A 24,266-nucleotide genomic window follows, 5' to 3' on the forward strand; every position below is an offset into this window, starting at 1 on the left:
GAGATTTTTTGCCCGCACCATGTAAACATCGTGTAAATTCCTGTATATACCCAGTAAAATCCTCAAACCTCGTTAAATCGCTCACTTGTTGATATTTAGTTAATTAAAATCCTTCTCCTTGTACCTTTTTATTCATTTAATGTTAATAAATAAATGGTACTTTCTGCTCGCCAAATTAACTTTGTTTAACTATTAAGTATTGGTTTGGTGTCAATTTATTACGTCAAACGATGACGACTGATAATTTCAATTTAAGGAAATACGATGAATAACAGTTCAAATAATCACAAAAGAAAGGATTTAAAAGTGGCGAGCTTATCGTTAGCTTTATTATTAGGATGCTCAACTATGGCCAATGCCGCTGTTGAAAAGTTAACGGTGAGTGGGAATCAAATTCTTGCAGGTGGAGAAAACACAAGCTTTGCAGGACCTAGCCTATTTTGGAGTAACACCGGTTGGGGCGCTGAAAAGTTTTATACAGCACAAACAGTAGCAAAGGCAAAAACTGAATTTAATGCAACATTAATTCGTGCAGCTATTGGTCATGGTACGAGTACTGGTGGTAGTTTGAACTTTGATTGGGAGGGCAATATGAGCCGTCTTGATACTGTTGTAAACGCAGCTATTAGCGAAGATATGTACGTTATTATTGATTTTCATAGCCATGAAGCACATACCGATCAGGCGACTGCAGTTCGCTTTTTTGAAGACGTAGCTACCAAATATGGGCAGTACGACAATGTTATTTATGAAATTTATAACGAGCCGTTACAAATTTCATGGGCTAACGATATTAAGCCTTACGCAGAAACAGTTATTGATAAAATTAGAGCAATCGATCCTGATAACTTAATTGTGGTTGGTACGCCTACGTGGTCGCAAGATGTTGATGTGGCATCACAAAACCCGATAGATCGCGCCAATATTGCTTACACTCTGCATTTTTATGCTGGCACGCATGGTCAATCGTATCGAAATAAAGCACAAACAGCACTCGATAACGGCATTGCACTATTTGCTACAGAGTGGGGAACAGTTAATGCTGATGGCAATGGTGGTGTTAATATTAATGAAACTGATGCATGGATGGCATTTTTTAAAACAAACAATATTAGCCACGCTAACTGGGCTTTAAACGATAAAAACGAAGGTGCTTCGTTATTTACCCCAGGCGGTAGTTGGAATTCATTAACCGCTTCAGGCTCTAAAGTTAAAGAGATCATTCAAGGTTGGGGTGGTAGTACGGTTGCTTTAGACTCTGATGGTGATGGTATAAGTGACAGCCTTGATCAGTGCGATAATACTCCCGCAGGTACAACGGTTGATAGTATTGGTTGTGAGGTAACTGACAGCGATGCCGATGGTATTAGCGATAATATTGATCAATGCCCTAATACACCTGCAGGTGAAACTGTTAATAATGTAGGTTGCGTTGTTGAAGTAGTTGAACCACAAAGCGATGCGGATAACGATGGAGTGAGTGATGATATTGATCAGTGCCCAGATACACCCGCTGGTACAAGTGTTGATACAAACGGATGCAGTGTTGTAAGTTCAACAGATTGTAATGGTATTAATGCATACCCTAATTGGGTAAAAAAAGATTACTCAGGTGGTCCGTTTACTCACAATAACACCGACGATAAAATGCAATATCAAGGTAATGCATACAGCGCAAATTGGTATACAAACAGCATTCCCGGAAGTGATGCTTCGTGGACGCTTATCTATAGCTGTAGTTAAGCGCGTTAAATAAAATATGCGAAGAAGGTAAATAATACATTTACCTTCTTTTTAAAAGTATTAGCCTTTATAAACACTTTGGTGTTGATCAGTGATGTTGTAGCTAGGGGAGTTTATGTTATCTATATAGCGCCAATTGGTTGTGATTTGATCTTTAGTAATAGTCAGTAACATATATCCACGGTGTGATAAGTCACAATAGTTTAAGTCGTTTATTAACAATGAAAGCGAGTCAGCCATTTGCTTTGCTTGTGCTGTATTAAGCGCTAAATAATGCTCCATACCGGGGGATGTAACACCAGGCGTTGCAAATTCTACTCCTACGCTTTCGCCTTTTGCATTTTTTAATGTGCCATGCCACGCATTGTGCGTATCACCTGCAACCACGACTAACTTTTTATTTAATGCAGCAACGCTTTTGTATAATGCTTCGCGCTCGCTTGGGTAACCATCCCACGCATCTAAATTATAAGGCATTAAAGTATTTACACGTGCAAGTTGTGCGGGTGTTACCGCTTTATTAGCTAACACGGCTTTTTTAATGGTAACAAGCTCTTTTAACACCTGAGGTATTTTAGTGCGATCGGATTGCGAGAATATTTCAGTAGGTAGCCACATTTTAGTCATCAATACTTGCTGGCCCAATACTTGCCATTTTGCATTTGATTTAGTTATTGCACTGGTGAGCCAGTTTAGTTGTGTGTTACCTAGTAACTGCCTATTTGGATTATTTAAATCACTGGCAAAGCGCGCAACATCCATTTGTTTGGTCTCTAGATTTTTGTAGTCGCTGTAAGCAAGTTGTTTATCGCGTGCTATTACGCGAGTATCTAGCATGTGCAAGCTTATTAAATTACCAAAATCAAAGGTGCGGTATATTTGCGGGCTTTGTTCGCCCATTGGCGGCCTAATTGGCAGCCATTCGTAATAGGCTTGAATAGCTGCTGCACGGCGCTTAAAAAAGTCACCTTCATCAGGGGTATGATTTTCAGCACCACTTTTATAGGTATCGTTGGTAACTTCGTGATCATCCCATATTGCGATAAAAGGCGCTGCAGCGTGAAGAGCTTGAAGGCCTTGGTCTGTTCTGTAAATTGCATAACGTTTGCGGTAGTCGCTTAGGGTAATAATTTCACCGCTGTTATCGGCTGCTAATTGGCGGCCAATTTTTTCAGCATTTTCGGTAGCGTATCCTCCCATTGGGTATTCGTAAATGTAATCACCCAAATGCAGTACTACATCTAAATCTTTTTGTTTAGCGGCATCGGTGTAGGCATTAAAGTACCCAGCAGGGTAGTTTGAGCACGACACAACAGCCATTTTTATTTGTTCAACATTGTTTATTGGTAGTGTTTTAGCACGGCCAATTGGGCTTTGTGTATTTAAACCCACAAATCGATAAAAGTACTCTGTGTTTGGAGCAAGTTCTTGCACATCTATTTTTATTGTAAAGTCTCTGCTTTTATCTGTTTGTTCGCGCCCGCTGCGGATGATGTTTTTAAATTGAGAGTCACTTGCCAGTTCCCAAGCAACAGTAACTTCAAAATTTGATTGAGCAGTGGTTGCACGTGTCCAAATTATTAAAGCATTACTGAGCGGATCGCCACTGGCTACACCGTGTTTAAATTCAATAGCCGATAGAGGTTTGTTTATTAATGTTTGAGCACAACCTGTAATGGCACTCGATACTGCGACGGTAAATATACTTGCTGCTGAGGTTTTTAAAAAATTTCGACGTGATGAAAGGGTCATACTGCACTTTTTGAATTATTAATAGTGGTGTGCACTTTAGCGGGTAGATATGACGTTTTTATAAACGCTAAATGTATTTAGTGTGACGGTATTAATACATTTAAACCCTTTTATTTATTAACTAAAAAGTAGTCAAAAAATTAAATTAAATGGTTAAATTAACAAGGTATGAATTTTTTAAATTAAAGCGATGCATGTAAAACTGTTTAATTACAGTTGCTTATGATTTATTTTTATGTTGGCACAACCCTTGAGTATGTAACTACGTCTAAACAATACACAAACAAGGAATACCATTATGAAACATTCAATTAAAATCGCTATGGCAAGTTTATTAGTATTAGGTTCTGCGCAAGTACATGCAACAGAAGTGGACCTAGATGTAACTGATATATTAACTCAAAGTGTAGCAAGCTACGTAAAGCAAACCACAATCGAGCTTGAAAAATCACTAAAGGAAACGCTTTATTTTGATGCTAAAACTGTTTTAGAGGGTTTATTAGATGAGCCCGTTTTAACACATAGCACAACGCCTAAAAATACTGACACTAGTATTAAAAACGCAAAATAAATTATTTAAAGGATTAAAACGATGAGCAGTGAACTTGGATTATTTGCATTAATGTTAGCACCCGTAGTCAGTATGATAAGCGCTTATTACTCGGTTCAAGTGTTTAAAGCTATGGGAGGTTGGTTTAATCTTTAGCCAATTATATAGCTGGTAATTAATTCGATTCATACAAAGCTGATCGACTTAGCAAAAGCGCACGTAAATAAAGGCAGAGTGTTTGAAAGAAGTAGACTTTATGAAACGTGCGATTTTTCCATTACCCATTTTTATGTTACCTGAAGGCTATACGCGATTACGCATATTTGAGCCTCGCTATTTAAATATGGTTAAAACCGCATTAAAAAACAATACAGGGTTTGTGCTTTGTACATTTGAGCACGACACGCCATTTAATATAAGCGCGCAAGGTTGCCTTGTTGATATTATTGATTTTGACCAAGACGACAACGATGTATTATTAATCGATGTGTTTGCTTCTCAAAGCGTTCAAATAAATGATGTTTATCAAGACGAGGACGAACTGCGACATGGTTTGGTTTCTCCTTGTAATACCCCATATTGGTATAAGGATTCTAACAACTCAGTTGGCGAACATGACTTATTGCATGATGCGCTTTTAAACGTGTTTAAAAGTAATCCGGAACTTAATTTACTGTACAAAAAAACTCACTTTGACAAACTGCCTTGGATTGCAGCTCGTTGGCTTGAGCTCCTACCTATTTCTATTGAGAAAAAACAGCAACTTGCGTTTGAAACGAACTTTGATAACTTACTGAATTTCCTCCATACTGTGATTAATAACGAATTTGCCTAAATTTTATGATCCTAAATTAATTATTGCCCGTATTACTTAATACAAAAGCAATAACGGGATAAATTATTATGGTAAGTCAACAACAATCACCACGTTGTGAACCTAATACAGGTAAGTACACTGCCATGCCAGAAACGCCGAGTAAAGAACTCATGCAAGCGCTTATAGATGTTGCACAGTCACGCGATAAAAAAGCATTTTCCTATTTATTTGAATACTTTGCGCCAAAAATTAAACGCTTTGGAATTAAGCAATTTGGTGTTGAAGCTCAAGCAATGGAGCTTGTGCAAGAGACGTTAACATCTGTTTGGCGTAAAGCACATTTGTATCACAGTGATAAAGGTGCGGCTACTACGTGGGTTTATACCGTTATGCGTAACGCTTCATTCGATATGCTTCGTAAAATGAAAAGTAATAAAGAAGAAAACATAAGCGAAGATATTTGGCCGTTATTAAACGAATCACAAGATACACATCACGAATACAGTGATCATTTAGAAGATAAACAAATTAAACGTTATTTAGATAAATTACCTATTGCTCAACGCGAAGTGGTAAGGGGCGTTTATTTTCAAGACATGTCGCAAGAGCAACTTGCACATCAACTTAATATTCCAGTAGGCACGGTAAAATCACGATTACGTTTGGCCTTGCAAAAATTACGTAATGAAATGGGAGATCAGCATGATTAAACATCACCCGAGTGAAACTTTACTGACACAGTATTGCGATGCATCACTTGCTACATCATTGAGTTTAGCCGTTTCTATACATGTAGATATGTGCCCTGTGTGCCAAGCTAAAGTAGCTAAAATTGAGGCAAGCAATGCAAACGCATTATTTAGCGAAGAGCCAGCGCAATATGAGAAACCTCAAGCTGAGCAACCTGAGTTACTTGAAGAATTTGAATTGAATGTGCTTGATATGATCACGTCTGATGATTCTATCGACGAAGTTTATGAAGTAGAGCCTGTTTCTATTAAAGTTAATGAGCATAACTATCAGCTTCCACGTGCGCTAACGCGTATTTCTCACAGTAAATTTACCCAAGTGGGTAAGCTTGCGAGATCGCGTATTGCACTTGATGATGGCCCATTACGCTCTAGCTTGTTACATATTGATGCTGGTGGTGAAATACCAGAACACACGCACACCGGCTTTGAAGTTACTTTACTCCTAGATGGTGAGTTTAGTGATGAAGAAGGAAAATATGTACCAGGTGACTTTATATGGCAAGATGGTAGCCACCAACATACTCCTTTAACAAAAGATGGTTGTTTGTGCTTTACAGTTGTCAGTAGTGCGCTACATTTTAATAAGGGCTTCAGCAAGTTACTAAATCCAATAGGTAATTTGATTTACTAAGAGAATTTATGCACACAGATATAATAAAAATAGGTATAAGCGCCTGCTTAGCAGGCGAAAAAGTTAGATTTGACACCGGTCATAAAAAGTCAAACTTCTGTATGGATGAGTTAGGTAAACACGTTGAATATACACGGTTTTGTCCGGAGGTAGCGGTAGGTTTACCAATACCTCGACCAACTATTCGCCAGGTTAAAGTGGGAGATACTATTAAAGTATGCCGCCCAGATGGTACTGGAGATGTAGGTCAACAACTTACCGAGTATGGTAAAAAAGTTGCAACAGAACAAGCTAAAGAGTTGAGCGGGTTTGTATTTTGCGCAAAAAGTCCAAGCTGCGGCATGGAGCGCATTAAAATATACAACGAAGCAGGCACGGGTAATACCTCTGAAGGCATTGGTTTTTTTGCTGAGCAAATAATGAAGCACAACCCATTATTGCCATGTGAAGAAAACGGTCGCTTAAATGACATGCATTTACGTGAAAACTTTGTAATGAGAATTTACGTATTTAAAAATTGGCAAAAGTTAGTACAAGAACCACTAACGGTTCATAAGCTTACTCAATTTCATTCTCAGTATAAGTACTTGTTGATGGCTCACAATTACCAAGCTTATCGAGATTTGGGTAATCTGCTTGGAACGTTCGTAGGTGACGACATAAATGCAGTTGCGGATGAATATATTTTAGGTTTGATGACAGGTCTGAAAAAGCCTGCTTCTCGCAGAAATAATTGCAACACCCTAATGCATTTACAAGGCTACTTTAAAAATGATTTATCGAAGGTTGAAAAACAAGAACTTCGTGATGCGATAGATGAATACCGCGAAGGATTGGTGCCATTGTATGTACCACTTACCTTGTTAAAACACCATTTGAAAGTTCATCCGAATGAGTACCTTGAAAAACAAGTGTTTTTTAACCCATACCCTCACGATTTAAAACTACGATTTGGTATTTAATGGATACATTATTTTGGTTTAGGCGCGATTTGCGCCTTTTTTCTAATGAAGCGTTAATTCAAGCGCTAAATAATGGCGCTAAACACGCCATTTTTTTTGTGTCTGAAAAGCAGTGGCAACAACACCAAGCTGCGCCTATTCAGATTGACTTACTCAAGCGCCGAGTTACTTATCTTCAATCACAACTTGCTGATTACGGTATTACTTTACATATTATTGAAGCGCCTAGCTTTTGTGATTGTACGCGCGAGCTTATTAACTTTTGTAAAGCAAACGATGTAAAACACGTAATTGCTAATACAGAATATGAGCTTAATGAAGTAAACCGCGATAAAGCAATCTTGCATGAATGCGATGAGCTTTCTATTACTTTTACTTTGTACGAAGGTGATTTAATTGCACCTGTTGGAACGGTCAAAAATCAAAGTAATGAAATGTATAAAGTGTTTACTCCTTTTAAACGTGCATGGTTAAAGCAGTATCAAGATACACACTTTAGTTTGCCACAATGGCCTTTAACTTCTGACCCTATTGAGTTTGACGAGAGTGATTTACTAAAAAGTGATGGGTGCTCAGATAAGTGGCCGGTTGACGACGAAACACTCTCTACCGTAGTTGATAATTTTATATGCGACAAACTTACAAGTTACGACGACCAGCGTGATATTCCCAGTGTAAAAGGCACATCGGGTTTAAGCCCGTATTTAGCCCTAGGTATTGTAAGCACAAAGCAATTGCTTATTAATATTCAGCAGCGTTATCCTGATATTTTAACTACATCAAAAAGTAAAACGTTTACGTGGATTAACGAGCTTGTTTGGCGCGAATTTTACAGGCATTTAATTGCTGAATTTCCGAACCTTTCGCGCGGCGATAACTTTAACGAAAAGTATAATGCTGTAGTGTGGCGTAAAAGCGAAAGCGATTTTAAAGCATGGTGCGAAGGGCGTACAGGTTACCCATTAGTGGATGCAGCAATGCTACAACTTAAGCAAACCGGTTGGATGCATAATCGTTTACGAATGGTTGTTGCAAGCTTTTTAACTAAGCATTTATTAATAGACTGGCGTGAAGGTGAACGCTTTTTTATGCAGCACTTAATTGATGGCGATTTAGCCTCAAATAATGGTGGTTGGCAGTGGGCTGCAAGTACGGGCTGTGATGCTCAGCCTTATTTTAGAGTTTTTAATCCTATCAGACAAAGCGAGCGCTTTGATCCAACGGGCAAGTTTATCCGTAAGTATTTGCCAGAGCTTGAAAACGTGCCAGATAAACACATTCATTTTCCACACACTTATTTAGCCGCAACAGGCAAAGATAAGGAATGTTACTGGCCAGCAATAGTTGATCATAAAGCGGCACGAGAACGTGCACTTGCTGCATTTAAGGTGTGATATGGATAACCAGTTACCAGTAGATAAATTTGTTGAAATATACCAACAGCTTGATAGTACTAATCTTGATTTATTGAGTGATATTTACTGTGACAACATACAGTTTATAGACCCGATGCATGAAATTAACGGCATTGTAGAATTGCGCAGGTACTTTGCTAACTTATACAGCAATGTTAAGCATTGCCAGTTTGATATTAGTGATTCGTTTAATAGCGGTAACAATGCTTTTATTTATTGGACTATGCATTATGCACATCCAAAGCTCTCATCAGGTAAAACTATCTCGGTAGACGGTCATAGCAAGCTTATTTTTAAAGATGGCAAAATTATTAAGCACAGAGACTACTTTAATGTGGGCGAGTTGTTATACAAACACATTCCTTTACTTGGTAGCGTTATAAAGCTAATTGATAAAAGGGCAGGTTAATTATGATCACACTTATAACGGGTGCTACATCAGGTATTGGCGAGCAGCTAGCAATTAAATATGCACAGCTAGGAGACACTGTTATAGCTTGCGGCCGTAATAGTGATAAGCTCGCCGAGCTTGCTAAATACGACAATATCCAAGCATGTAAATTTGATGCAACTAACCTGCAAGATATAAAAGAGTCTACTATTGGCTTTCCTCATTTTGACCGTGTTATTTTAAACGCTGGTAATTGTGAATATATAGATGATGCGCGCAACTTTGATAGCGCGTTGTTTGAGCGTGTAATAAACGTTAACTTACTTTCTATGGGGTATTGCCTTGAGGCATTACTTCCTAAAATAAATCCAGGCGGCCAACTTGTTTTGGTCAGCTCAAGTGTTACTTACCTTGCGCTACCTCGTTCAGAAGCTTATGGCGCATCAAAAGCGGGTGTAAGTTACTTGGCAAAAAGCTTAGCGGTTGATTTAAATGATGTTGATGTGACTTTAGTTCACCCTGGGTTTGTAAAAACGCCACTTACTAATAAAAATGATTTCCCGATGCCTATGGCCGTTACTGCTGAAAAAGCAGCTGACTACATGATTAAGGGTATTCAAAAACGCCGCAAAGACGTTCATTTCCCTTATCGTTTTACACTTATATTAAAAGCTTTACGCATTTTACCACTGCCGATTTGGCTTAAAATCGCAAAAGGATTAGCCCGTTGAAAAAAATAGCAATAATAGGAACTGGTGTATCTGGTTTAACATGTGGCCATTTGCTTCACAAACATTACGATGTAACCGTATTTGAAAAAAATGATTACATAGGTGGACACACAGCAACGGTTGATGTTGATGTGTGTGGCATCAAATACGCAATAGACACTGGCTTTATTGTATTTAATGACCGAACTTACCCATATTTTGAAAAGTTACTTTCGCGCATTGGTATTGATAAACAAACAACCCAGATGAGCTTTAGTGTGCATAACGAAGCCACTGGTTTTGAATACAATGGACATACGTTTACAAGCTTATTTGCACAGCGTCGTAATATTTTTAGACCTAAGTTTTGGCGATTATTGTACGACATTGTTAGGTTTAACAAACTGTGCAAAGCAATGCATGAAAAAGGTGATTACCAGTCTGATCAGTCATTAGGGCAATTGCTTAACGATAACCAGTTTAATGACTTTTTTAAATACCATTATATTCTTCCTATGGGCGCGGCTATTTGGTCTACCAGTATTAAAGAAATGGAAAACGTAGGCGTTGAGTTTTTTGTTAAGTTTTTCTTTAATCATGGGCTTTTAGATGTAACCAATAGACCACAGTGGTATGTAGTACCAGGAGGCTCTCGTCAGTACATTAAGCCGCTGATCAGAGGTTTTGCAGACAAAATTAACCTCAATACAAATATTAAATCAGTTACGCGGCAAAATGATGAAGTAACAATAGAGTTTGCCAATGGCGAGCAAAGTAAATTTGATAAAGTAATATTTGCTTGTCATTCAGATCAGGCGCTTGCACTACTGGGTGATGCTACTGAGCAAGAAAAGTCAGTATTGGGTGCAATAGCTTACACTGAGAACTCAGTGGTGCTGCACACCGATACAAACCTTTTACCAGATAGAAAAGCGGCATGGGCAAGCTGGAACTACTTACTTAACAACAACACGGATAAAGCCGCTGTTGTTACTTACCAAATGAATATTTTGCAAGGTATACAATCAGATACACAGTTTTGTGTAACGCTTAACCATCTTGAAGGAATAAGCCAAAGTAAAATTTTGCGCGAGTTTACTTATCACCACCCTGTATTTAACCAAGAGTCTATTGCAGCTCAAAAACTTAAACACAGTATTGATGGGCACAACAATAGTTATTTTTGCGGTGCTTATTGGTACAATGGTTTTCATGAAGATGGCGTACACAGTGGTGTAGATGTAGCCAAGCAACTTGGGGTCGAATTTGACTAGTGCAGTGTATTTAGGCGATGTTAAACATCGCCGTTTTGCTGTTAAAGAACATCGCTTTAGTTACCCTTTATATATGATGTGGGTAGATTTAAATAATCCTCAACAACTAAATGGTGTGCATAAACACATAGGTACGTCAGGCTTTAAGGCGTTAAAGTTTAATGAAGCTGATTATCTTACAGGCACCTCACAGCTTGCTAAACGTCCTCTTATTGAGCGTGCACACGAACAACTTGCCAATTTAGGTCTTACTGAAACCTTTTCTCATATTTACATGCTTGGGCAACTTCGTTGTTTTGGTGTGTATTTTAGTCCTGTTAATTTTTACTTTTTTGGTCATAACGACACCCGTTTTAAATACATGATTGCTGAAGTAAGTAATACACCATGGAACGAACGTCATTATTATTTAGTACCTTTAGAAAAAAAAGTGAACTTTAAAAAGGTTTTTTCCGTATCACCTTTTATGAATCTAGATATGAACTATCATTGGCATGTTAAGCAATCGCTTGATAAAACATTGATACACATTGAAAATAAGCGAAATGAAGAGCTATTATTTGATGCTACACTTCGCTTAAAACGTAAAGAGCTTACTAAAGAAGAAGTTAATAAGTTATTTAAACGTTTTCCGGCCATGACATGGTCTATTTTCAAAGGTATTTATTATCAAGCGTTAAAGTTGTTTATAAAACGAGTTCCTTTTTTAGGTCACTCAGGCAAGCCATAAAGCAAATAGATAGTCAGGACAATTAATAGGTATTTCAATGGATAAAGTGTCGAGCTTAAATTGCGAACAAAGCACAAACTGGTTAACTAATATATATAAAAAATTAGTGACTAAAGCCTTTTCGTCAATTGAAACAGGCCAAGTTGTTTTAGTAGATGCAAACGAGCGTACAGTTTTTGGTGACCCATCTTCAGTGCTAAAAGCAACGATTATAGTAAACGATAAAGCTATGTATAAGGCATTTGCATTATCTGGGAGCGTTGGCGCTGGTGAAGCGTATATTTTGGGGCATTGGTCTTGTGACAACTTAACCTCTTTCATTGAGATATTTGCTATAAATGAGAAGCAACTTGATGAGTTTGAGAAGAAATTCGCATTTTTTAGTAATATTGCACACCGGTTTAATCACATAAAAAATAAAAACTCTGAATCGGGCTCTAAGAAAAACATCGTTGCTCATTACGACTTAGGCAATGATTTGTACGAATCATTTTTGAGTAAAGAAATGCTTTATTCAAGTGCTGTATATCCTACAAAAGAAGCCACACTTGAAGAGGCTCAACAATACAAGCTTAAACGCATTTGTGAGCAAGTTGAGCTTCAAAAAAATGATTCAGTAATTGAAATTGGTACAGGGTGGGGGGCTTTTGCTATATATGCAGCCACACATTACGATTGCCATGTAACAACAACAACCATATCTGATGAGCAACATGATTATGTCGCTAATAAAATTTCAGAGCTTGGTCTTGAAAGTAAAATTACATTACTTAAGCTTGATTACAGACAATTGAAAGGAAAATACGACAAGCTTGTTTCTATCGAAATGATAGAAGCGGTGGGCCATGAGTACTTACCTAGCTTTTTTACCCAATGTGGTGAATTGTTAAAAGACGACGGTGCAATGCTCATACAAGCTATAACTATTGGCGATCAGCGTTATAAGCACTACTTAAAAAACTCTGACTTTATCCAGCAGTATATTTTTCCAGGCGGGTGTTTGCCATCACTTAATGAGATGAGTGAGCAGATTAAAAATAATACCGACATGGTAATTCATACTGTTAATGATATTGGTGCTCACTACGCAAGAACATTAGCAGACTGGCGAAGCCGTTTTATAAAAAGCTGGCCTGATTTGGACCGCTCAAAATTTGATGAACGTTTTTATCGTTTATGGTTGTTTTATTTTGCTTACTGCGAAGGCGCGTTTAGAGCTAGAGCAACAAGTACGGTGCATTTAATGGCGCGTAAACCACGTTTTGTTAGCGATAACGATGATATTGCGCTCGGTTACTAATTTTGTTTTATTTCAAGCAGTGTGGTTTTTATCATTGCTGCTTGAAGCTGATTCGCTACTTTTTAGCGGATTGATTATTGTTTTAATGTTTTGGTTGTCAAAACAAAAAAAACAAGACACCTTACTTCTAATTAAAGCCCTACCTTTAGCACTATTGTTAGATTTCATAGCAGTAAAGTCAGGCTTGTTAGAATTTAAAGTTTATCCCTTCCCTCTATGGCTCGTCTTTTTATGGGCTGCGTTATTACTTTCTTTAAATACTTCTATGGTTTTTTTGAGTAAATTAAAGCTTTGGCAGGCCTTTTTAGTATGCATGGCTTTTGCTCCAGCAAGTTATTGGGCTGGGGCGCGCTTTGAAGTAATAAGCTTAGGCTTACCTTTATGGCAGTTTTGGCTCGTTTACGGTGCGCTTTGGTCTACAGTGTTTACTGTTATTCTTTTTATAAACCAAAAAATCAAGTTATTCATCAATCGCTGATCGCCCACAATTCCCATTTCGTAACATTACCCATTGACTCGAGGGAGCTTATTTTGAAATTTTTACTAAAGGCAGTTACTTTTTATTTGCTTACAACTTTAATTGTTTTAGCTGACACACAATTTAATAAAGTAGGCGAAGCACGAATGGAGTATTTATTTTGGGATGTATATGACGCGGTTTTATTTACCCCTTCAGGTAATTACAGCGCAGGAACGCATCCTATTAAATTTAAACTTACCTATTTACGTGACTTTGAAGCTAAAGAAATCGTAAAAGCAACAAATGAGCAGTGGGAGCATATTGGAAAAAAAGAGCTAGCAGACAAATACGACAGTAAATTATTGTCTATTTGGCCTGATATTAGACAAGGTGATTCGCTAACGTTAGTCACAAATGAGCAGGGTATGAGTACTTTTTATCATAATGATGAAAAAATTGGCGAAATAAATGAACCTCAATTTTCGAGTGATTTTTTAGCCATTTGGCTGGATGAAAAAACGTCTGAGCCGAAACTACGAAAGCAACTATTAGGGAATTAATATGAATGTATTTAACGCGTTTAAAACAGCTCTTGTAAGCTTATCTGCTTTGTTGCTGATAAGCTGTTCGGCACCAAATGTAGAGCATTATAAAAATACATCGCCAAACTTTGACTTTAAAACATTTTTTAGTGGAAATTTGAAAGCCTACGGTGTTGTACAAGACTTTAAGGGTGAATTGACCCGCAAGCTTGTCGTAGATATGAATGCGAGCTGGGAAGGTAACCAGGGCGTTATTGAAGAAGACTTTGTTTATGACGATGGCGAAACTCAAAAGCGTATTTGGAAAATAACGTTAAATGAAGACAATAGTTTAACGGGTGTGGCAGATGATGTTATAGGTACAGCAAAAGGTAGAAGTGATGGCAGCGTATTTCATTGGAATTACGATGTAGAGCTTCCATACGATGGCAGTACTTTAAAAGTGAATTTTGATGATTGGATGTACCTGGTTACACAATCGCGCTTGATAAACCGCACATCTATTGTTAAGTTTGGAGTCGAGGTCGGGGAAGTGACCTTAGTGATCGAAAAAATATAGCTTATTTACCCAGTTGCTTAACTTGCGCCAAAATTGTACTCAAATTAAGTCTTTGTTAACCCAACACGCTGTATTTTACAGAGAATTATTTAAATTTTACTCATTTTTTAAGAATTTAAGCAAAAAATGCAATTTGCTGTTGCTAACTCTTTAAAAATGCATAAAGATAGGTTTTGCGAAGGCAAAATAATAACGAATAGGAATCTAACAATGAATAAAGCTCAATTAGTTGAAAAAATTGCTACTGATGCAGAAATCTCTAAAGCCGCTGCTACTCGTGCTCTTGACGCGTTTACAGGTGCTGTAACTTCTTCTTTAAAAGAAGGTGATTCAGTAGCATTAGTTGGTTTTGGTACTTTCTCAGTAAAAGAACGTGCAGCTCGCACTGGCCGTAACCCACAAACGGGTGCTGAGATCCAAATCGCAGCGGCAACTATCCCAAGCTTTAAAGCAGGTAAAGGTCTTAAAGACCAAGTAAACCCTTAATAGGTTTAACGAATTAAATTAAAAAAAGAGCTATTTAGCTCTTTTTTTTTATGTTTAATAAAGACATCAGTTGATGCCTTTATATTATAAATTTACGCTTTTAAGGCTTTATCGCCTCGACCAATGCCAACAGCGCCAGAACGTACAACTTCAATAATATCGGTTTCATGACGAAGTGTGTCTAAAAACGACTCTATTTTGTCTGTACTGCTCACTAATTGTAGACTGTAGCTTTGTCGGCCCATATCTAAAATAGCACCTTGGAACACATCAACTACTCGCGTAACCGCTGCACGAGTCGTCTCGTCTTGAGCAAATACCTTAACAAGCAATAGCTCACGTTCAATGTGACTCATTTCTGTTAAATCGATAATTTTAAGCACGTCGACTAGTTTGTTAACCTGCTTTGTAATTTGCTCTACAACTCTGTCATCACCCATAGTGGTAATGGTAATACGCGACAATGATTGATCGTCTGTTGTGCCCACAGTTAGGCTGTCGATGTTATATGCACGTTGTGAAAAAAGCCCAACAATACGTGATAGGGCACCTGGTTCGTTTTCTAATAAAATAGATAAAATACGACGCATTATGCTTTTACTCCTTTACGTAACCACATCTCATCAATGCCGCCTAACTTAATTTGCATTGGGTATACATGTTCTTTTTCATCAACGTTTATATCTAAAAAGACTAATCGGTCGCTAATTGACATTGCTTTATCGATAGCAGGTTGTAACTCATCTAGTGTGTTTACTTGTATGCCTACATGGCCGTAGCTTTCAACTAACTTAACAAAATCAGGTAGTGAATCCATGTAAGATGATGAATGACGTCCACCGTAAACCATGTCTTGCCATTGGCGTACCATACCTAAAGAGCGGTTATTTAGTGATACAACTTTTACCGCTAGGTTGTACTGTAAACAGGTTGATAGTTCTTGAATGTTCATTTGAATAGAGCCATCACCCGTAATGCACACAGACTCTTTATCAGGAAAGGCTAGCTTTACGCCCATTGCAGCAGGTAAACCAAAGCCCATGGTGCCTAGGCCGCCTGAGTTGATCCATTGACGAGGATGCTTAAATGGATAATATTGCGCTGCAAACATTTGATGCTGACCAACGTCTGAACTTACGTAAGCATCGCCATTAGTGGCTTTATAAACCGCTTCTATCACCGCTTGTGGCTTAATTTTGTCGCCATCAGTGTTGTAGCTTAAGCACTTTTGTTCGCGCCAGCTGATAATTTGTCGCCACCAATCTTCTTGCGCGCTGCGGTCTATTTTTATTGGGCTTTTATCAATACCCGCTTGTAGTTGTTCAAGTACGGTTGCTAAACAACCTACAACTGGTATGTGTGCTTTAATTGTTTTAGAAATTGAAGTTGGGTCAACATCCACATGAACAATTGTGGCATTAGGGCAAAACTTTTGAACATTATTAGTTACACGATCATCAAATCGGGCACCAAGCGCTAAAATCACATCGGCGTTAGCCATTGCTTTGTTTGCCTCAAGCGTGCCGTGCATGCCTAACATACCTACAAAGTTTGGATGCACACCTGAAATACCACCCAATCCCATTAGTGTATTTGTAATGGGGGCATTTAATGATTCAACTAAATGCGTTAATTGCTCTGATGTATTTGAAATAACAATACCACCACCAGAGTAGATAACCAGTTTTTTGGCCTCTAAAATAGCTGTTACGGCTTTGCGAATTTGTTTTGAGTGCCCTTTAGTATTAGGGCTGTACGTTCTCAGTTCGGTGGTTTTAGGAAATTCGTATTCAAACTTAATAGCAGGGTTAAGCATATCTTTTGGAAGCTCAACAACGACAGGACCTGGGCGACCAGTGCTAGCAATATAAAAAGCTTTAGCTAAGATTGTAGGGATGTCTTTAGCACTTCTACAGTTAAAACTGTGTTTAACTACAGGGCGAGAACAGCCCACAATATCGGTTTCTTGGAATGCGTCGTCGCCAATCAAATTTGTAGGCACTTGGCCTGATAACACAACCATAGGAATTGAATCCATGTAGGCCGTTGCAATACCTGTAATACAGTTTGTAGCGCCAGGGCCTGAGGTTGCAAGTACAACACCAACGTCTCCAGTAGCGCGGGCATAGCCGTCAGCCATATGTGTTGCAGCTTGTTCGTGACGTACTAATATATGTTCAATGTCATCTTGCTGAAAAAGTGCATCATATAAGTCTAAAACCGAACCACCGGGATAGCCAAATATGTATTTTACCTTTAACTCTTTTAATGCCTGAACTACTAGTTCAGAACCATTATATTCTTGTTTGCTCATCCTCATTCCTCTGTGCGCTTTTTTATGCATAAAAAAACCCCCGCGTAGTGCGAGGGTTTTTAAAAAGCAGTATCACCTTTTAATACATCCCCGCTGGGCTTATAACTAAGACCAGTACGAGTACGACTAAAAGATTAATGTGTGTGTTCATAGTTTTTACTCTACTTAGCAAAACACTGCTTTTAAATTAAAGATTTTGTATAAGTTTATTTTTAAGGGTTTTAAGCCTTCATGTCAACCTTGAAAGCTGTTTTTTGCATTTTAAATTCGTTTTGTGGCTTTTTTTAATTTAAACCTGCAGAAAAACTATGTTTAATTGAGTTTACTGGCAGAAATTATGCATTTTAGGTTGTGAGTTCGATTTTAGGTATAAAAGAGTGTGAGAGACCATTAGCTTTAATTGCATATGTTAACTATATGTTTTTATCGCATGTTTAAATTTCTATTATTAGGTATGATTGCTACATAATTATGTTTGAGGAAAACACAGTGAAAAAAGTGACGTTAATTGCGCTTTTAACTACGCTATTAAGCCCTATGGTGGCGGCTAATAACTTAAGTCCGCATGATGTTGGTATAACTAACGAAGAGCGTATTTTATATTGGCTTAAAAAAAGAGACCAAATATCTTCAAGTGAGTTAGATAGTTCATTTAAGTCATATATGAGTAACAAAGACGTTGCCAATCACTCAATTAAAAATGGCTTTAGGCAATTTAAATCCTCTTCCAACGTTTTTTCAAACACAAATAAACAGCAGGTTGCTTTTTCAACGTCGCTAGTGCCAGATCAAAGCGTTAATGATGTAAAAGTGTTGGCTATCTTAATTGATTTTCCTGATCTAAAACATGACGACAATCAGCTTGTAGAGCAAGACACCGACATGTTTTACGCTGATTATTCAACTGAGCACTATCAGCAAATGCTTTTTAATACTCAAGGTTATACAGGCCCTGATGGACAAAGCTTAAAAACGGCTGCTGATTATTATAAAGTGGCTTCGGGGAACAGCTTAAACTTTAACGGACAGGTATATGGCTGGGTAACCGCTGATAGCAATGCAAAAATATATGGTGAGCGCCAAGGCAGTATACGGGATATAAATGCGCCCGCTTTAATTAAAGAGGCAGTGGAGAAGGCGGTTGCAAAGTTTAATATTAATTTAGCCGATTACGATTTAACTGATTTAGATGATATTGATGGCGACGGTATCCTTAATGAACCTAATGGCATTATTGACCATGTAATGATTTTTCATTCAAGTATTGGCGAAGAAGCGGGTGGCGGTTACCTAAGTACCGATGCTATTTGGTCGCACCGCTACTATGTATTTGATGAAAATAGCGGGCCGAGCGAGATTGCAGGCAGCAATATTAAGCTATTTGGTTATACCATTAACCCTATTGATGCCGGGATTGGTGTGGTTGTGCATGAGTTTGGGCATGATTTAGGATTATTAGATGAATACGACTTACAATCTAACACGGTAGGTGAGCCTGTCGCGTCTTGGTCAGTTATGTCGACAGGAAGTTGGGCTGGTTCGCCAAGAGGCTCAGAGCCAGTTATGTTTAGCCCTTATGCGCTTGAATATTTACAAAAGCGGTACCAGGGTAACTGGGTTAACCAGCTTACGCTTGATATGGATGAGATAGAGGCTAATTCACAGCAAACATTAATTAATACTGCGAGTACTTCACAACAGCAAAATCAAATAAAAATAACACTACCACCAAGGCTCGAAAAATTTAGGGCTCCAGTAGAAGGTGATTTTCAATACTATTCAAATACGGGCGACAATATTAGCAACAGCTTAGCTAATACAATAGCGCTACCAAGCACAACTGAGACACTTACTTTAAGCTTTATTGCTTATTACAGTATTGAGCGTGATTACGATTTAGTTCAAGTAAAAGTAAATGGCGAGCCAATCGCGAGTAATTATACGCAAGCGCTTAATCCATACTACGGTGATATTGGTCCGTATATCTCAGGTGATTCATTTCTTAATAGTGATGCTAAGCAACCTAACGGCTATTTGACCCATAAGTTTGATTTATCAGCTTATGCTGGGCAAACAATTGATTTAAAAATTGAATACATAACAGATGCGAACACACATTATTATGGTTTTGTTGTTGATGATATGCGCATTGAGCAAAGTGATACTTTAATTTGGCAAAATAATGCACAAGATCAAGTTAACACTGAGTTTAATGGCTTTGAAAAAGTAGGTAGTTACACATATGCATCGCCATCACATTACTATTTACAATTGCGTTCATACACAGGCGTTGACAGTAGTTTGCAAGCAGAGCAGTACTCACCGGGGTTATTATTGTGGTACAGCAATGAATCTCGAGCAGATAATAATACTACTGAGCATCCAGGCAGTGGTTTTGCATTAGTGGTAGATGCTGATCAGCGCTCGATAAATAAAGGCAGTACGCAAACTCCGGCTGCTTCAGCAATTCAAATACGTGATGCTGCTTTTAGCCTATATCAACAAAGGGCAGGGTTAGGTGATGATGATTTATCAGCTATCACCGGGTTTACTGATAAAACCGATTATAGCTTTGCAGCGCAAAAACCATCGGGTGTTGTGCTTCCACAGGTTGGTTTTGGGTTTAGTATTATAAGCCAGTCAGCAGACAGTGAAGATATAGAAGTAGAGCTTACTTACGATGTTACTAAGGGAGTTAATTTTACTAAAAACGGTTTAACCGTTAATTTTAATGTAGAAGGTTTTGCACTTACTCCTGCGGACAAATTTACGTGGAGTTTTGACGACGGGAGCTCCAGCACAGAGTTAACGCGTACTCATGAATACCAAGACTATGGCACTTATAACGTTGAGTTTATGGCAGATAATGGCACTTCACAGCAAGTAGCTGTAGCACAAGTTACATTAGTTGAACCATTAACTGTAAATGAAATTGAATATGAGATAAACCAAGGAACTTTAACAGCTGAGGCATCGCTTACAGGTGGAGTAGCTCCGTATACTTATAATTGGCAGCTAGGGGATGGAAGTACTTTAGCGACTCAATCGCTTACTTATAATTATTTGTACTCTGGTGATTACCAAGTAACGCTTACAGTGACAGATAACGAAGGCACTGAGCAATCAAAAGCGATTGATGTAACTGCTAATGTTCCGCTTAACATAAACGCAAACGCTACAGTTAGTGATTTAAGCGCACAATTTAATGCCCAAGTAACCGGCGGCTTTAATAGTTACACTTATAGTTGGGATTTTGGTGATGGCAGTGCGTTATCAAATTTACAAAACCCAAGGCATACTTATCAAGCTGACGGGACTTATAACGTAACGTTGAATGTTACTGATACTCAAACCAATGATACTTTTACTCAAGAGTTATCTGCTACTGTACAAAAGCAACAAAGTAGTTCGGGTTCAAGTGGCGGATCACTGGCGGGTTTATTAGGATTACTACTTTTGGGCTTAATTAGGTTTAATACTAACCTGCATAAATACATTAGGTAGTAAACGCAGTTAGCAAACACAAAAAAGCCCGCTAAATTAGCGGGCTATTTAAATTAATAACAAATATTAATTATAAACGGTCAATTACTGATTGAGTGAAATCAGTTGTACCGTGGCTGCCACCTAAATCGCGAGTTGTACGGTCGCCTGATTTAATTACATCAGCAACAGCACTACGAATACGCTCTGCAGTATCGCCCATATTTAAATGCTCAAGCATTTGAATAGACGCTAAAATTACAGATGTTGGGTTAGCAAGGTTTTTGCCAGCAATATCTGGTGCACTACCGTGTACAGCTTCAAAAATTGCTGCGTCTTCACCAATGTTAGCACCAGGTGCCATACCTAAACCGCCAACTAAACCAGCACAAAGGTCAGATAAAATATCACCAAATAAGTTAGTCGTAACAATTACGTCAAACTCTTCAGGTGTCATTACCAGCTTCATACATGTTGCATCAACAATCATTTCATTTGATTCAATTTGTGGGTAACGCTCAGCTACTTCACGTGCTACTTTTAAAAACAAACCAGATGTTGATTTTAAAATGTTAGCTTTATGAACTGCAGTTACTTTTTTACGACCTTCGCGTACCGCTAGCTCGTATGCAAAAGTTACGATTTTTTCTGCGCCTTCACGCGTAATGATCGATTTTGCTTGTGCTTCATTACCGTCTTCACTTACTACTTGGCCAGCACCTGAGTACATGCCTTGCGTGTTTTCACGAATAGTAATGATATCAATATCGTCGTAACGCGCTTTAGTACCAACAAATGATTTAACTGGACGTACGTTAGCGTATAAACCAAATTGCTTACGAAGTGTTACGTTAATAGATGTAAAACCTTCACCTACAGGCGTAGTTAATGGGCCTTTAAGAGTGATTTTATTTTTAGCAATTGTATCAACTGTTTCTTGCGGTAATAACTCACCTGTTTTTTCAAGTGCAGCTAGGCCAGCATCAACAAATTCATAATCAAAGTCGCAACCTGCGGCTTTTAATATTTCAAGTGCTGAGTCGATAATGCTCGGACCGATGCCGTCGCCTTTGATCACTGTGATGGTTTGTTTGGCCATTGACTTTTCCTTTAAAGAGTTTGATTTGCACATAAATTATTACTCTGAGAGTAACCGCTTGTTAGAACATTTATGTGAACGTGCTTGAAAATTTAAGGGCGCATTTATACCAACTTATCACCCATTTTGCTAGTTTATACAAAAAATACTGGGTATACACGAAAGTTATAATGGGTATAAAGACATAAAATAGCTTCTAATAAACTAAATACTATTAAACAACTCGAGAGATTCTAATTGTTGATAAAAATCAGCTTTGTTATGCCACTTGAGTATTTTTAGCTGTTCATTTAACGTTTGCTGCTGCCACGGAGTTAGCGAAAGTTCTGGTTTAAACACATTTTGAGCAACAATCTTCAGTGTAATCCAAAGTTTATGGGCCTCAGTTAAGTGCTTTTTAGGTGTTTGCTCTGCCTCTAAGAGTGCTGCAGTCCATGGGTTATCACTCAATAAATGAGTAAGCTGTTGTGTTAGTTGTTCAGTGTTAATTGAATTTACCCCAAAATAGGAGCAGATAGGGGCACTCAATGTTTTATTTGGTGTGTCGTCAATCAGCGTTTTACGAGAAAGCTGTGTACTGCATTGCGTTAATAAAAAATGGGCGTAAGCGTATAAAGGTAAAGTGATGTGCTCAAACTGGTCGTGATCATTTTTACTAACCAATAAAGCCATTATTTTTACTAATCCATTTAATCTGTTAGTCACGTAGGCTTGCAATGGATGTGGGGTAACATTAACTAATTGTTCAAAAACAACCCGTTGAATTATTGCAGGTGCATTATAATAACCGACCATCGATAAACTATGTTTTAAGTCTTTTGCGGGCTGATGTTCTTTATTATATGGTTTTACAGCCTCGCATAAATTAGCAATTACGAGAGGGTGAGGGACCATCAGCAGGCTTAATCCTTTATAGCTGTATTCGTGCTGTAACTTAATATTACTTATTAGCTCAAGTAAAGATTGTGCCTTATCAACCTCAAGCTCACTTTGTGGTTTTACATGTTCACTGTTAAATACTTTGAAGCTAATGGTTTTATCAGTGCAATGCCATTGTTTTGGATTATCGTTAAGCGTTGCTTTTACTCTGTACCAGGTTAATTTATTTGGATTTGCTGTACTAATCAAAACATGCCGTTGTTGTGCATCAGTTGCTAAATAAATCATGGTTTGCTCAGCGTATAAAACGCGGCTTCCCGGTAATAATGGCCCTAAATGCGCTATTAGTGATTTAATTAATTGCAGTGCGAACAAGTTAGGTGTGCGAATGTACAAATCGGTAAGTGCTTTATATAAGCTAATATGTTTATTAGCCGTGTTGCTCGTAATGTTCATGCTAATAATATTTGCTAGAGCAATCAGCGTTATGCCTCCATCGTAAAGCATTATTTTAGGAGCACTTACCAATGCTTGTTTATACTTATTTAATTTAGCTAGTAACTGCGTAACAGGTTTGGCTGAATCACCACTAGCTAACATTACTTTTGCTGCTAACTGATGACGCATTTTCCAAATTTTTTTATCAGAATTTTGAAAAGGTGTTTGCTCGCAAAGCTTGTTTAATTGCGCTCCAACACATAAATGCTCAATGAGAGTAGCGGCTATGTATAGCTCACTTAAGGCACTATTATAATTTTGAGATTTACACAGGGCAGCAGTTATGACGCTCTGACTAACAACTAAATTTGTTGCATAAGAATAACTTGGGTTATAAAGCGTCAATCGGGATTGTAATGCGAATGGCTGTTTGCTGTAGAGCACTCTATATTGCTCAGCTAGCTTACTTGCCATTGGATATAGAGCTGTCCATTTTTGTTTATTGTTATAATAGCTTAAAAACAGCTGCGTATTATTAAGCAGCTGCTCTAAGGTAGTTGAAACAGCTTCATCCATTAAACCTTCACCTAATTTTGTTCTTGGTATTTATTGTATGCACTCGGGCCCCATAAAAACAGCTGCCCATTTTTAAATAATAGGCCAGTACATTCATCCATAGTGGTAATACCGTCAGATGTTTTATGTTGTGTACGATAAAAAACTATCTGAAATACTTGTTCACCATCTCGTTTGGCATAAGTAAGATCGGGGCTGCCTAAGTAATCAAGAACACTATTTAGTGTTGTTGGCTGCTCAAGTGATAGTTTTTCGATGTAACGTTTATTGAAAGCCTCTCGGTCTTGCCAAATCATAGCTTGAGGATCGTCTTTATAAAAGGTAATCACCAATGCAGCTATCAGTGCATATAGCCCTAAACCTAAAATTAAATATCGGATAAATTTTTTCAATATGGCTTACT

At 38.0% G+C, this 24,266-nt stretch carries 23 protein-coding genes; 17 read left to right on the forward strand and 6 right to left on the reverse strand.

The features are described 5' to 3' along the window. Nucleotides 1–264 precede the first annotated feature (264 nt). Nucleotides 265–1,743 carry a cellulase family glycosylhydrolase gene (locus QMA08_RS06865; RefSeq protein ID WP_290174020.1) on the forward strand — a complete coding sequence of 493 codons (1,479 nt, stop codon included), beginning with the start codon at nucleotides 265–267 and terminating at the stop codon, nucleotides 1,741–1,743. A gap of 60 nt (nucleotides 1,744–1,803) precedes the next feature. On the opposite strand, the gene QMA08_RS06870 is transcribed toward QMA08_RS06865, so the two are convergent. Next, nucleotides 1,804–3,495 (reverse strand): alkaline phosphatase D family protein, encoded by a 1,692-nt coding sequence (locus tag QMA08_RS06870; RefSeq protein ID WP_290174021.1) that lies wholly within the window; start codon nucleotides 3,493–3,495, stop codon nucleotides 1,804–1,806. Between the two features lie 298 nt (nucleotides 3,496–3,793). Here QMA08_RS06870 and QMA08_RS06875 point away from each other — a divergent pair, with 298 nt between their 5' ends. The 15 genes from QMA08_RS06875 to QMA08_RS06945 all read left to right on the forward strand — a co-directional run bounded on the left by QMA08_RS06875 (nucleotide 3,794) and on the right by QMA08_RS06945 (nucleotide 15,074). Further along, nucleotides 3,794–4,066, forward strand: coding sequence for a hypothetical protein (locus QMA08_RS06875; protein ID WP_002962453.1), 273 nt, complete (start codon nucleotides 3,794–3,796; stop codon nucleotides 4,064–4,066). A gap of 235 nt (nucleotides 4,067–4,301) precedes the next feature. Continuing rightward, on the forward strand, nucleotides 4,302–4,880 hold the full coding sequence (locus QMA08_RS06880; protein ID WP_039487779.1) for an LON peptidase substrate-binding domain-containing protein: 579 nt from the start codon (nucleotides 4,302–4,304) through the stop codon (nucleotides 4,878–4,880). Between the two features lie 68 nt (nucleotides 4,881–4,948). Further along, on the forward strand, nucleotides 4,949–5,572 hold the full coding sequence (locus QMA08_RS06885; protein WP_002962457.1) for a sigma-70 family RNA polymerase sigma factor: 624 nt from the start codon (nucleotides 4,949–4,951) through the stop codon (nucleotides 5,570–5,572). Further along, nucleotides 5,565–6,245, forward strand: a complete 681-nt coding sequence (locus QMA08_RS06890; protein WP_002962459.1) for a ChrR family anti-sigma-E factor — start codon at nucleotides 5,565–5,567, stop codon at nucleotides 6,243–6,245. Before QMA08_RS06885 ends, QMA08_RS06890 begins: the two co-directional genes overlap by 8 nt. Nucleotides 6,246–6,253: 8 nt before the next feature. Beyond that, nucleotides 6,254–7,207, forward strand: coding sequence for a DUF523 and DUF1722 domain-containing protein (locus tag QMA08_RS06895; protein WP_002962461.1), 954 nt, complete (start codon nucleotides 6,254–6,256; stop codon nucleotides 7,205–7,207). Next, entirely contained in the window at nucleotides 7,207–8,601 is a 1,395-nt protein-coding gene (phrB, locus tag QMA08_RS06900) for a deoxyribodipyrimidine photo-lyase (protein WP_290174022.1), read from the forward strand. The genes QMA08_RS06895 and phrB overlap by 1 nt, the downstream gene beginning before the upstream one ends. A gap of 1 nt (nucleotide 8,602) precedes the next feature. Then, the gene (locus QMA08_RS06905; protein WP_002962464.1) at nucleotides 8,603–9,031 is read left to right on the forward strand and encodes a nuclear transport factor 2 family protein; all 429 of its coding nucleotides are present in this window, start codon (nucleotides 8,603–8,605) and stop codon (nucleotides 9,029–9,031) included. Between the two features lie 2 nt (nucleotides 9,032–9,033). Then, on the forward strand, nucleotides 9,034–9,744 hold the full coding sequence (locus QMA08_RS06910) for an SDR family NAD(P)-dependent oxidoreductase (protein ID WP_002962466.1): 711 nt from the start codon (nucleotides 9,034–9,036) through the stop codon (nucleotides 9,742–9,744). Then, the gene (locus tag QMA08_RS06915) at nucleotides 9,741–10,997 is read left to right on the forward strand and encodes an FAD-dependent oxidoreductase (RefSeq protein WP_002962467.1); all 1,257 of its coding nucleotides are present in this window, start codon (nucleotides 9,741–9,743) and stop codon (nucleotides 10,995–10,997) included. Before QMA08_RS06910 ends, QMA08_RS06915 begins: the two co-directional genes overlap by 4 nt. Next, nucleotides 10,990–11,727: a DUF1365 domain-containing protein gene (locus QMA08_RS06920; RefSeq protein WP_290174023.1), complete on the forward strand. Its 738-nt coding sequence runs from the start codon at nucleotides 10,990–10,992 to the stop codon at nucleotides 11,725–11,727. Before QMA08_RS06915 ends, QMA08_RS06920 begins: the two co-directional genes overlap by 8 nt. Nucleotides 11,728–11,764: 37 nt before the next feature. Beyond that, the gene (locus QMA08_RS06925) at nucleotides 11,765–13,027 is read left to right on the forward strand and encodes a cyclopropane-fatty-acyl-phospholipid synthase family protein (RefSeq protein WP_002962469.1); all 1,263 of its coding nucleotides are present in this window, start codon (nucleotides 11,765–11,767) and stop codon (nucleotides 13,025–13,027) included. After that, nucleotides 13,005–13,505: a DUF2878 domain-containing protein gene (locus QMA08_RS06930; RefSeq protein WP_290174024.1), complete on the forward strand. Its 501-nt coding sequence runs from the start codon at nucleotides 13,005–13,007 to the stop codon at nucleotides 13,503–13,505. Before QMA08_RS06925 ends, QMA08_RS06930 begins: the two co-directional genes overlap by 23 nt. A 53-nt stretch (nucleotides 13,506–13,558) precedes the next feature. After that, nucleotides 13,559–14,047, forward strand: coding sequence for a chalcone isomerase family protein (locus QMA08_RS06935; RefSeq protein ID WP_290174025.1), 489 nt, complete (start codon nucleotides 13,559–13,561; stop codon nucleotides 14,045–14,047). Between the two features lies 1 nt (nucleotide 14,048). Next, nucleotides 14,049–14,588, forward strand: a complete 540-nt coding sequence (locus QMA08_RS06940; RefSeq protein ID WP_039487661.1) for a DUF3833 domain-containing protein — start codon at nucleotides 14,049–14,051, stop codon at nucleotides 14,586–14,588. Between the two features lie 210 nt (nucleotides 14,589–14,798). After that, complete coding sequence (locus tag QMA08_RS06945) at nucleotides 14,799–15,074, forward strand: HU family DNA-binding protein (RefSeq protein ID WP_002962474.1); 276 nt, start codon at nucleotides 14,799–14,801, stop codon at nucleotides 15,072–15,074. A gap of 92 nt (nucleotides 15,075–15,166) precedes the next feature. Here the strand turns inward: QMA08_RS06945 and ilvN are convergent, their stop codons facing one another. Then, nucleotides 15,167–15,664, reverse strand: a complete 498-nt coding sequence (gene ilvN, locus QMA08_RS06950) for an acetolactate synthase small subunit (protein WP_002960314.1) — start codon at nucleotides 15,662–15,664, stop codon at nucleotides 15,167–15,169. Continuing rightward, complete coding sequence (locus QMA08_RS06955) at nucleotides 15,664–17,388, reverse strand: acetolactate synthase 3 large subunit (RefSeq protein WP_193226929.1); 1,725 nt, start codon at nucleotides 17,386–17,388, stop codon at nucleotides 15,664–15,666. The genes ilvN and QMA08_RS06955 overlap by 1 nt, the downstream gene beginning before the upstream one ends. A 489-nt stretch (nucleotides 17,389–17,877) precedes the next feature. Between QMA08_RS06955 and QMA08_RS06960 the strand changes: the two genes are divergently transcribed. Then, on the forward strand, nucleotides 17,878–20,892 hold the full coding sequence (locus QMA08_RS06960; protein WP_290174026.1) for an immune inhibitor A domain-containing protein: 3,015 nt from the start codon (nucleotides 17,878–17,880) through the stop codon (nucleotides 20,890–20,892). A gap of 70 nt (nucleotides 20,893–20,962) precedes the next feature. Here the strand turns inward: QMA08_RS06960 and QMA08_RS06965 are convergent, their stop codons facing one another. From QMA08_RS06965 to QMA08_RS06975, 3 genes are all read right to left on the reverse strand, one after another. Next, entirely contained in the window at nucleotides 20,963–21,970 is a 1,008-nt protein-coding gene (locus tag QMA08_RS06965) for an isocitrate dehydrogenase (RefSeq protein ID WP_002960311.1), read from the reverse strand. Nucleotides 21,971–22,174: 204 nt separating this feature from the next. Then, on the reverse strand, nucleotides 22,175–23,863 hold the full coding sequence (locus QMA08_RS06970; protein WP_290174027.1) for a hypothetical protein: 1,689 nt from the start codon (nucleotides 23,861–23,863) through the stop codon (nucleotides 22,175–22,177). Between the two features lie 11 nt (nucleotides 23,864–23,874). Continuing rightward, nucleotides 23,875–24,258 carry a DUF3192 domain-containing protein gene (locus QMA08_RS06975; protein WP_024596929.1) on the reverse strand — a complete coding sequence of 128 codons (384 nt, stop codon included), beginning with the start codon at nucleotides 24,256–24,258 and terminating at the stop codon, nucleotides 23,875–23,877. Nucleotides 24,259–24,266: the final 8 nt, after the last annotated feature.

It is taken from the genome of Pseudoalteromonas sp. APC 3355 (genome assembly GCF_030407615.1).
GTDB lineage: Bacteria > Pseudomonadota > Gammaproteobacteria > Enterobacterales > Alteromonadaceae > Pseudoalteromonas > Pseudoalteromonas distincta.

Bases quoted from the DNA above. Each gene is read 5' to 3' on its own strand.
- QMA08_RS06945 (WP_002962474.1), top strand. From the start codon at position 14,799: ATGAATAAAGCTCAATTAGTTGAAAAAATTGCTACTGATGCAGAAATC.
- QMA08_RS06890 (WP_002962459.1), top strand. From the start codon at position 5,565: ATGATTAAACATCACCCGAGTGAAACTTTACTGACACAGTATTGCGAT.
- ilvN (WP_002960314.1), bottom strand. From the start codon at position 15,664: ATGCGTCGTATTTTATCTATTTTATTAGAAAACGAACCAGGTGCCCTA.
- QMA08_RS06895 (WP_002962461.1), top strand. From the start codon at position 6,254: ATGCACACAGATATAATAAAAATAGGTATAAGCGCCTGCTTAGCAGGC.
- QMA08_RS06880 (WP_039487779.1), top strand. From the start codon at position 4,302: ATGAAACGTGCGATTTTTCCATTACCCATTTTTATGTTACCTGAAGGC.
- QMA08_RS06875 (WP_002962453.1), top strand. From the start codon at position 3,794: ATGAAACATTCAATTAAAATCGCTATGGCAAGTTTATTAGTATTAGGT.
- QMA08_RS06930 (WP_290174024.1), top strand. From the start codon at position 13,005: ATGATATTGCGCTCGGTTACTAATTTTGTTTTATTTCAAGCAGTGTGG.
- QMA08_RS06965 (WP_002960311.1), bottom strand. From the start codon at position 21,970: ATGGCCAAACAAACCATCACAGTGATCAAAGGCGACGGCATCGGTCCG.
- QMA08_RS06870 (WP_290174021.1), bottom strand. From the start codon at position 3,495: ATGACCCTTTCATCACGTCGAAATTTTTTAAAAACCTCAGCAGCAAGT.
- QMA08_RS06940 (WP_039487661.1), top strand. From the start codon at position 14,049: ATGAATGTATTTAACGCGTTTAAAACAGCTCTTGTAAGCTTATCTGCT.
- QMA08_RS06925 (WP_002962469.1), top strand. From the start codon at position 11,765: ATGGATAAAGTGTCGAGCTTAAATTGCGAACAAAGCACAAACTGGTTA.
- QMA08_RS06955 (WP_193226929.1), bottom strand. From the start codon at position 17,388: ATGAGCAAACAAGAATATAATGGTTCTGAACTAGTAGTTCAGGCATTA.
- QMA08_RS06910 (WP_002962466.1), top strand. From the start codon at position 9,034: ATGATCACACTTATAACGGGTGCTACATCAGGTATTGGCGAGCAGCTA.
- QMA08_RS06970 (WP_290174027.1), bottom strand. From the start codon at position 23,863: ATGGATGAAGCTGTTTCAACTACCTTAGAGCAGCTGCTTAATAATACG.
- phrB (WP_290174022.1), top strand. From the start codon at position 7,207: ATGGATACATTATTTTGGTTTAGGCGCGATTTGCGCCTTTTTTCTAAT.
- QMA08_RS06905 (WP_002962464.1), top strand. From the start codon at position 8,603: ATGGATAACCAGTTACCAGTAGATAAATTTGTTGAAATATACCAACAG.
- QMA08_RS06885 (WP_002962457.1), top strand. From the start codon at position 4,949: ATGGTAAGTCAACAACAATCACCACGTTGTGAACCTAATACAGGTAAG.
- QMA08_RS06865 (WP_290174020.1), top strand. From the start codon at position 265: ATGAATAACAGTTCAAATAATCACAAAAGAAAGGATTTAAAAGTGGCG.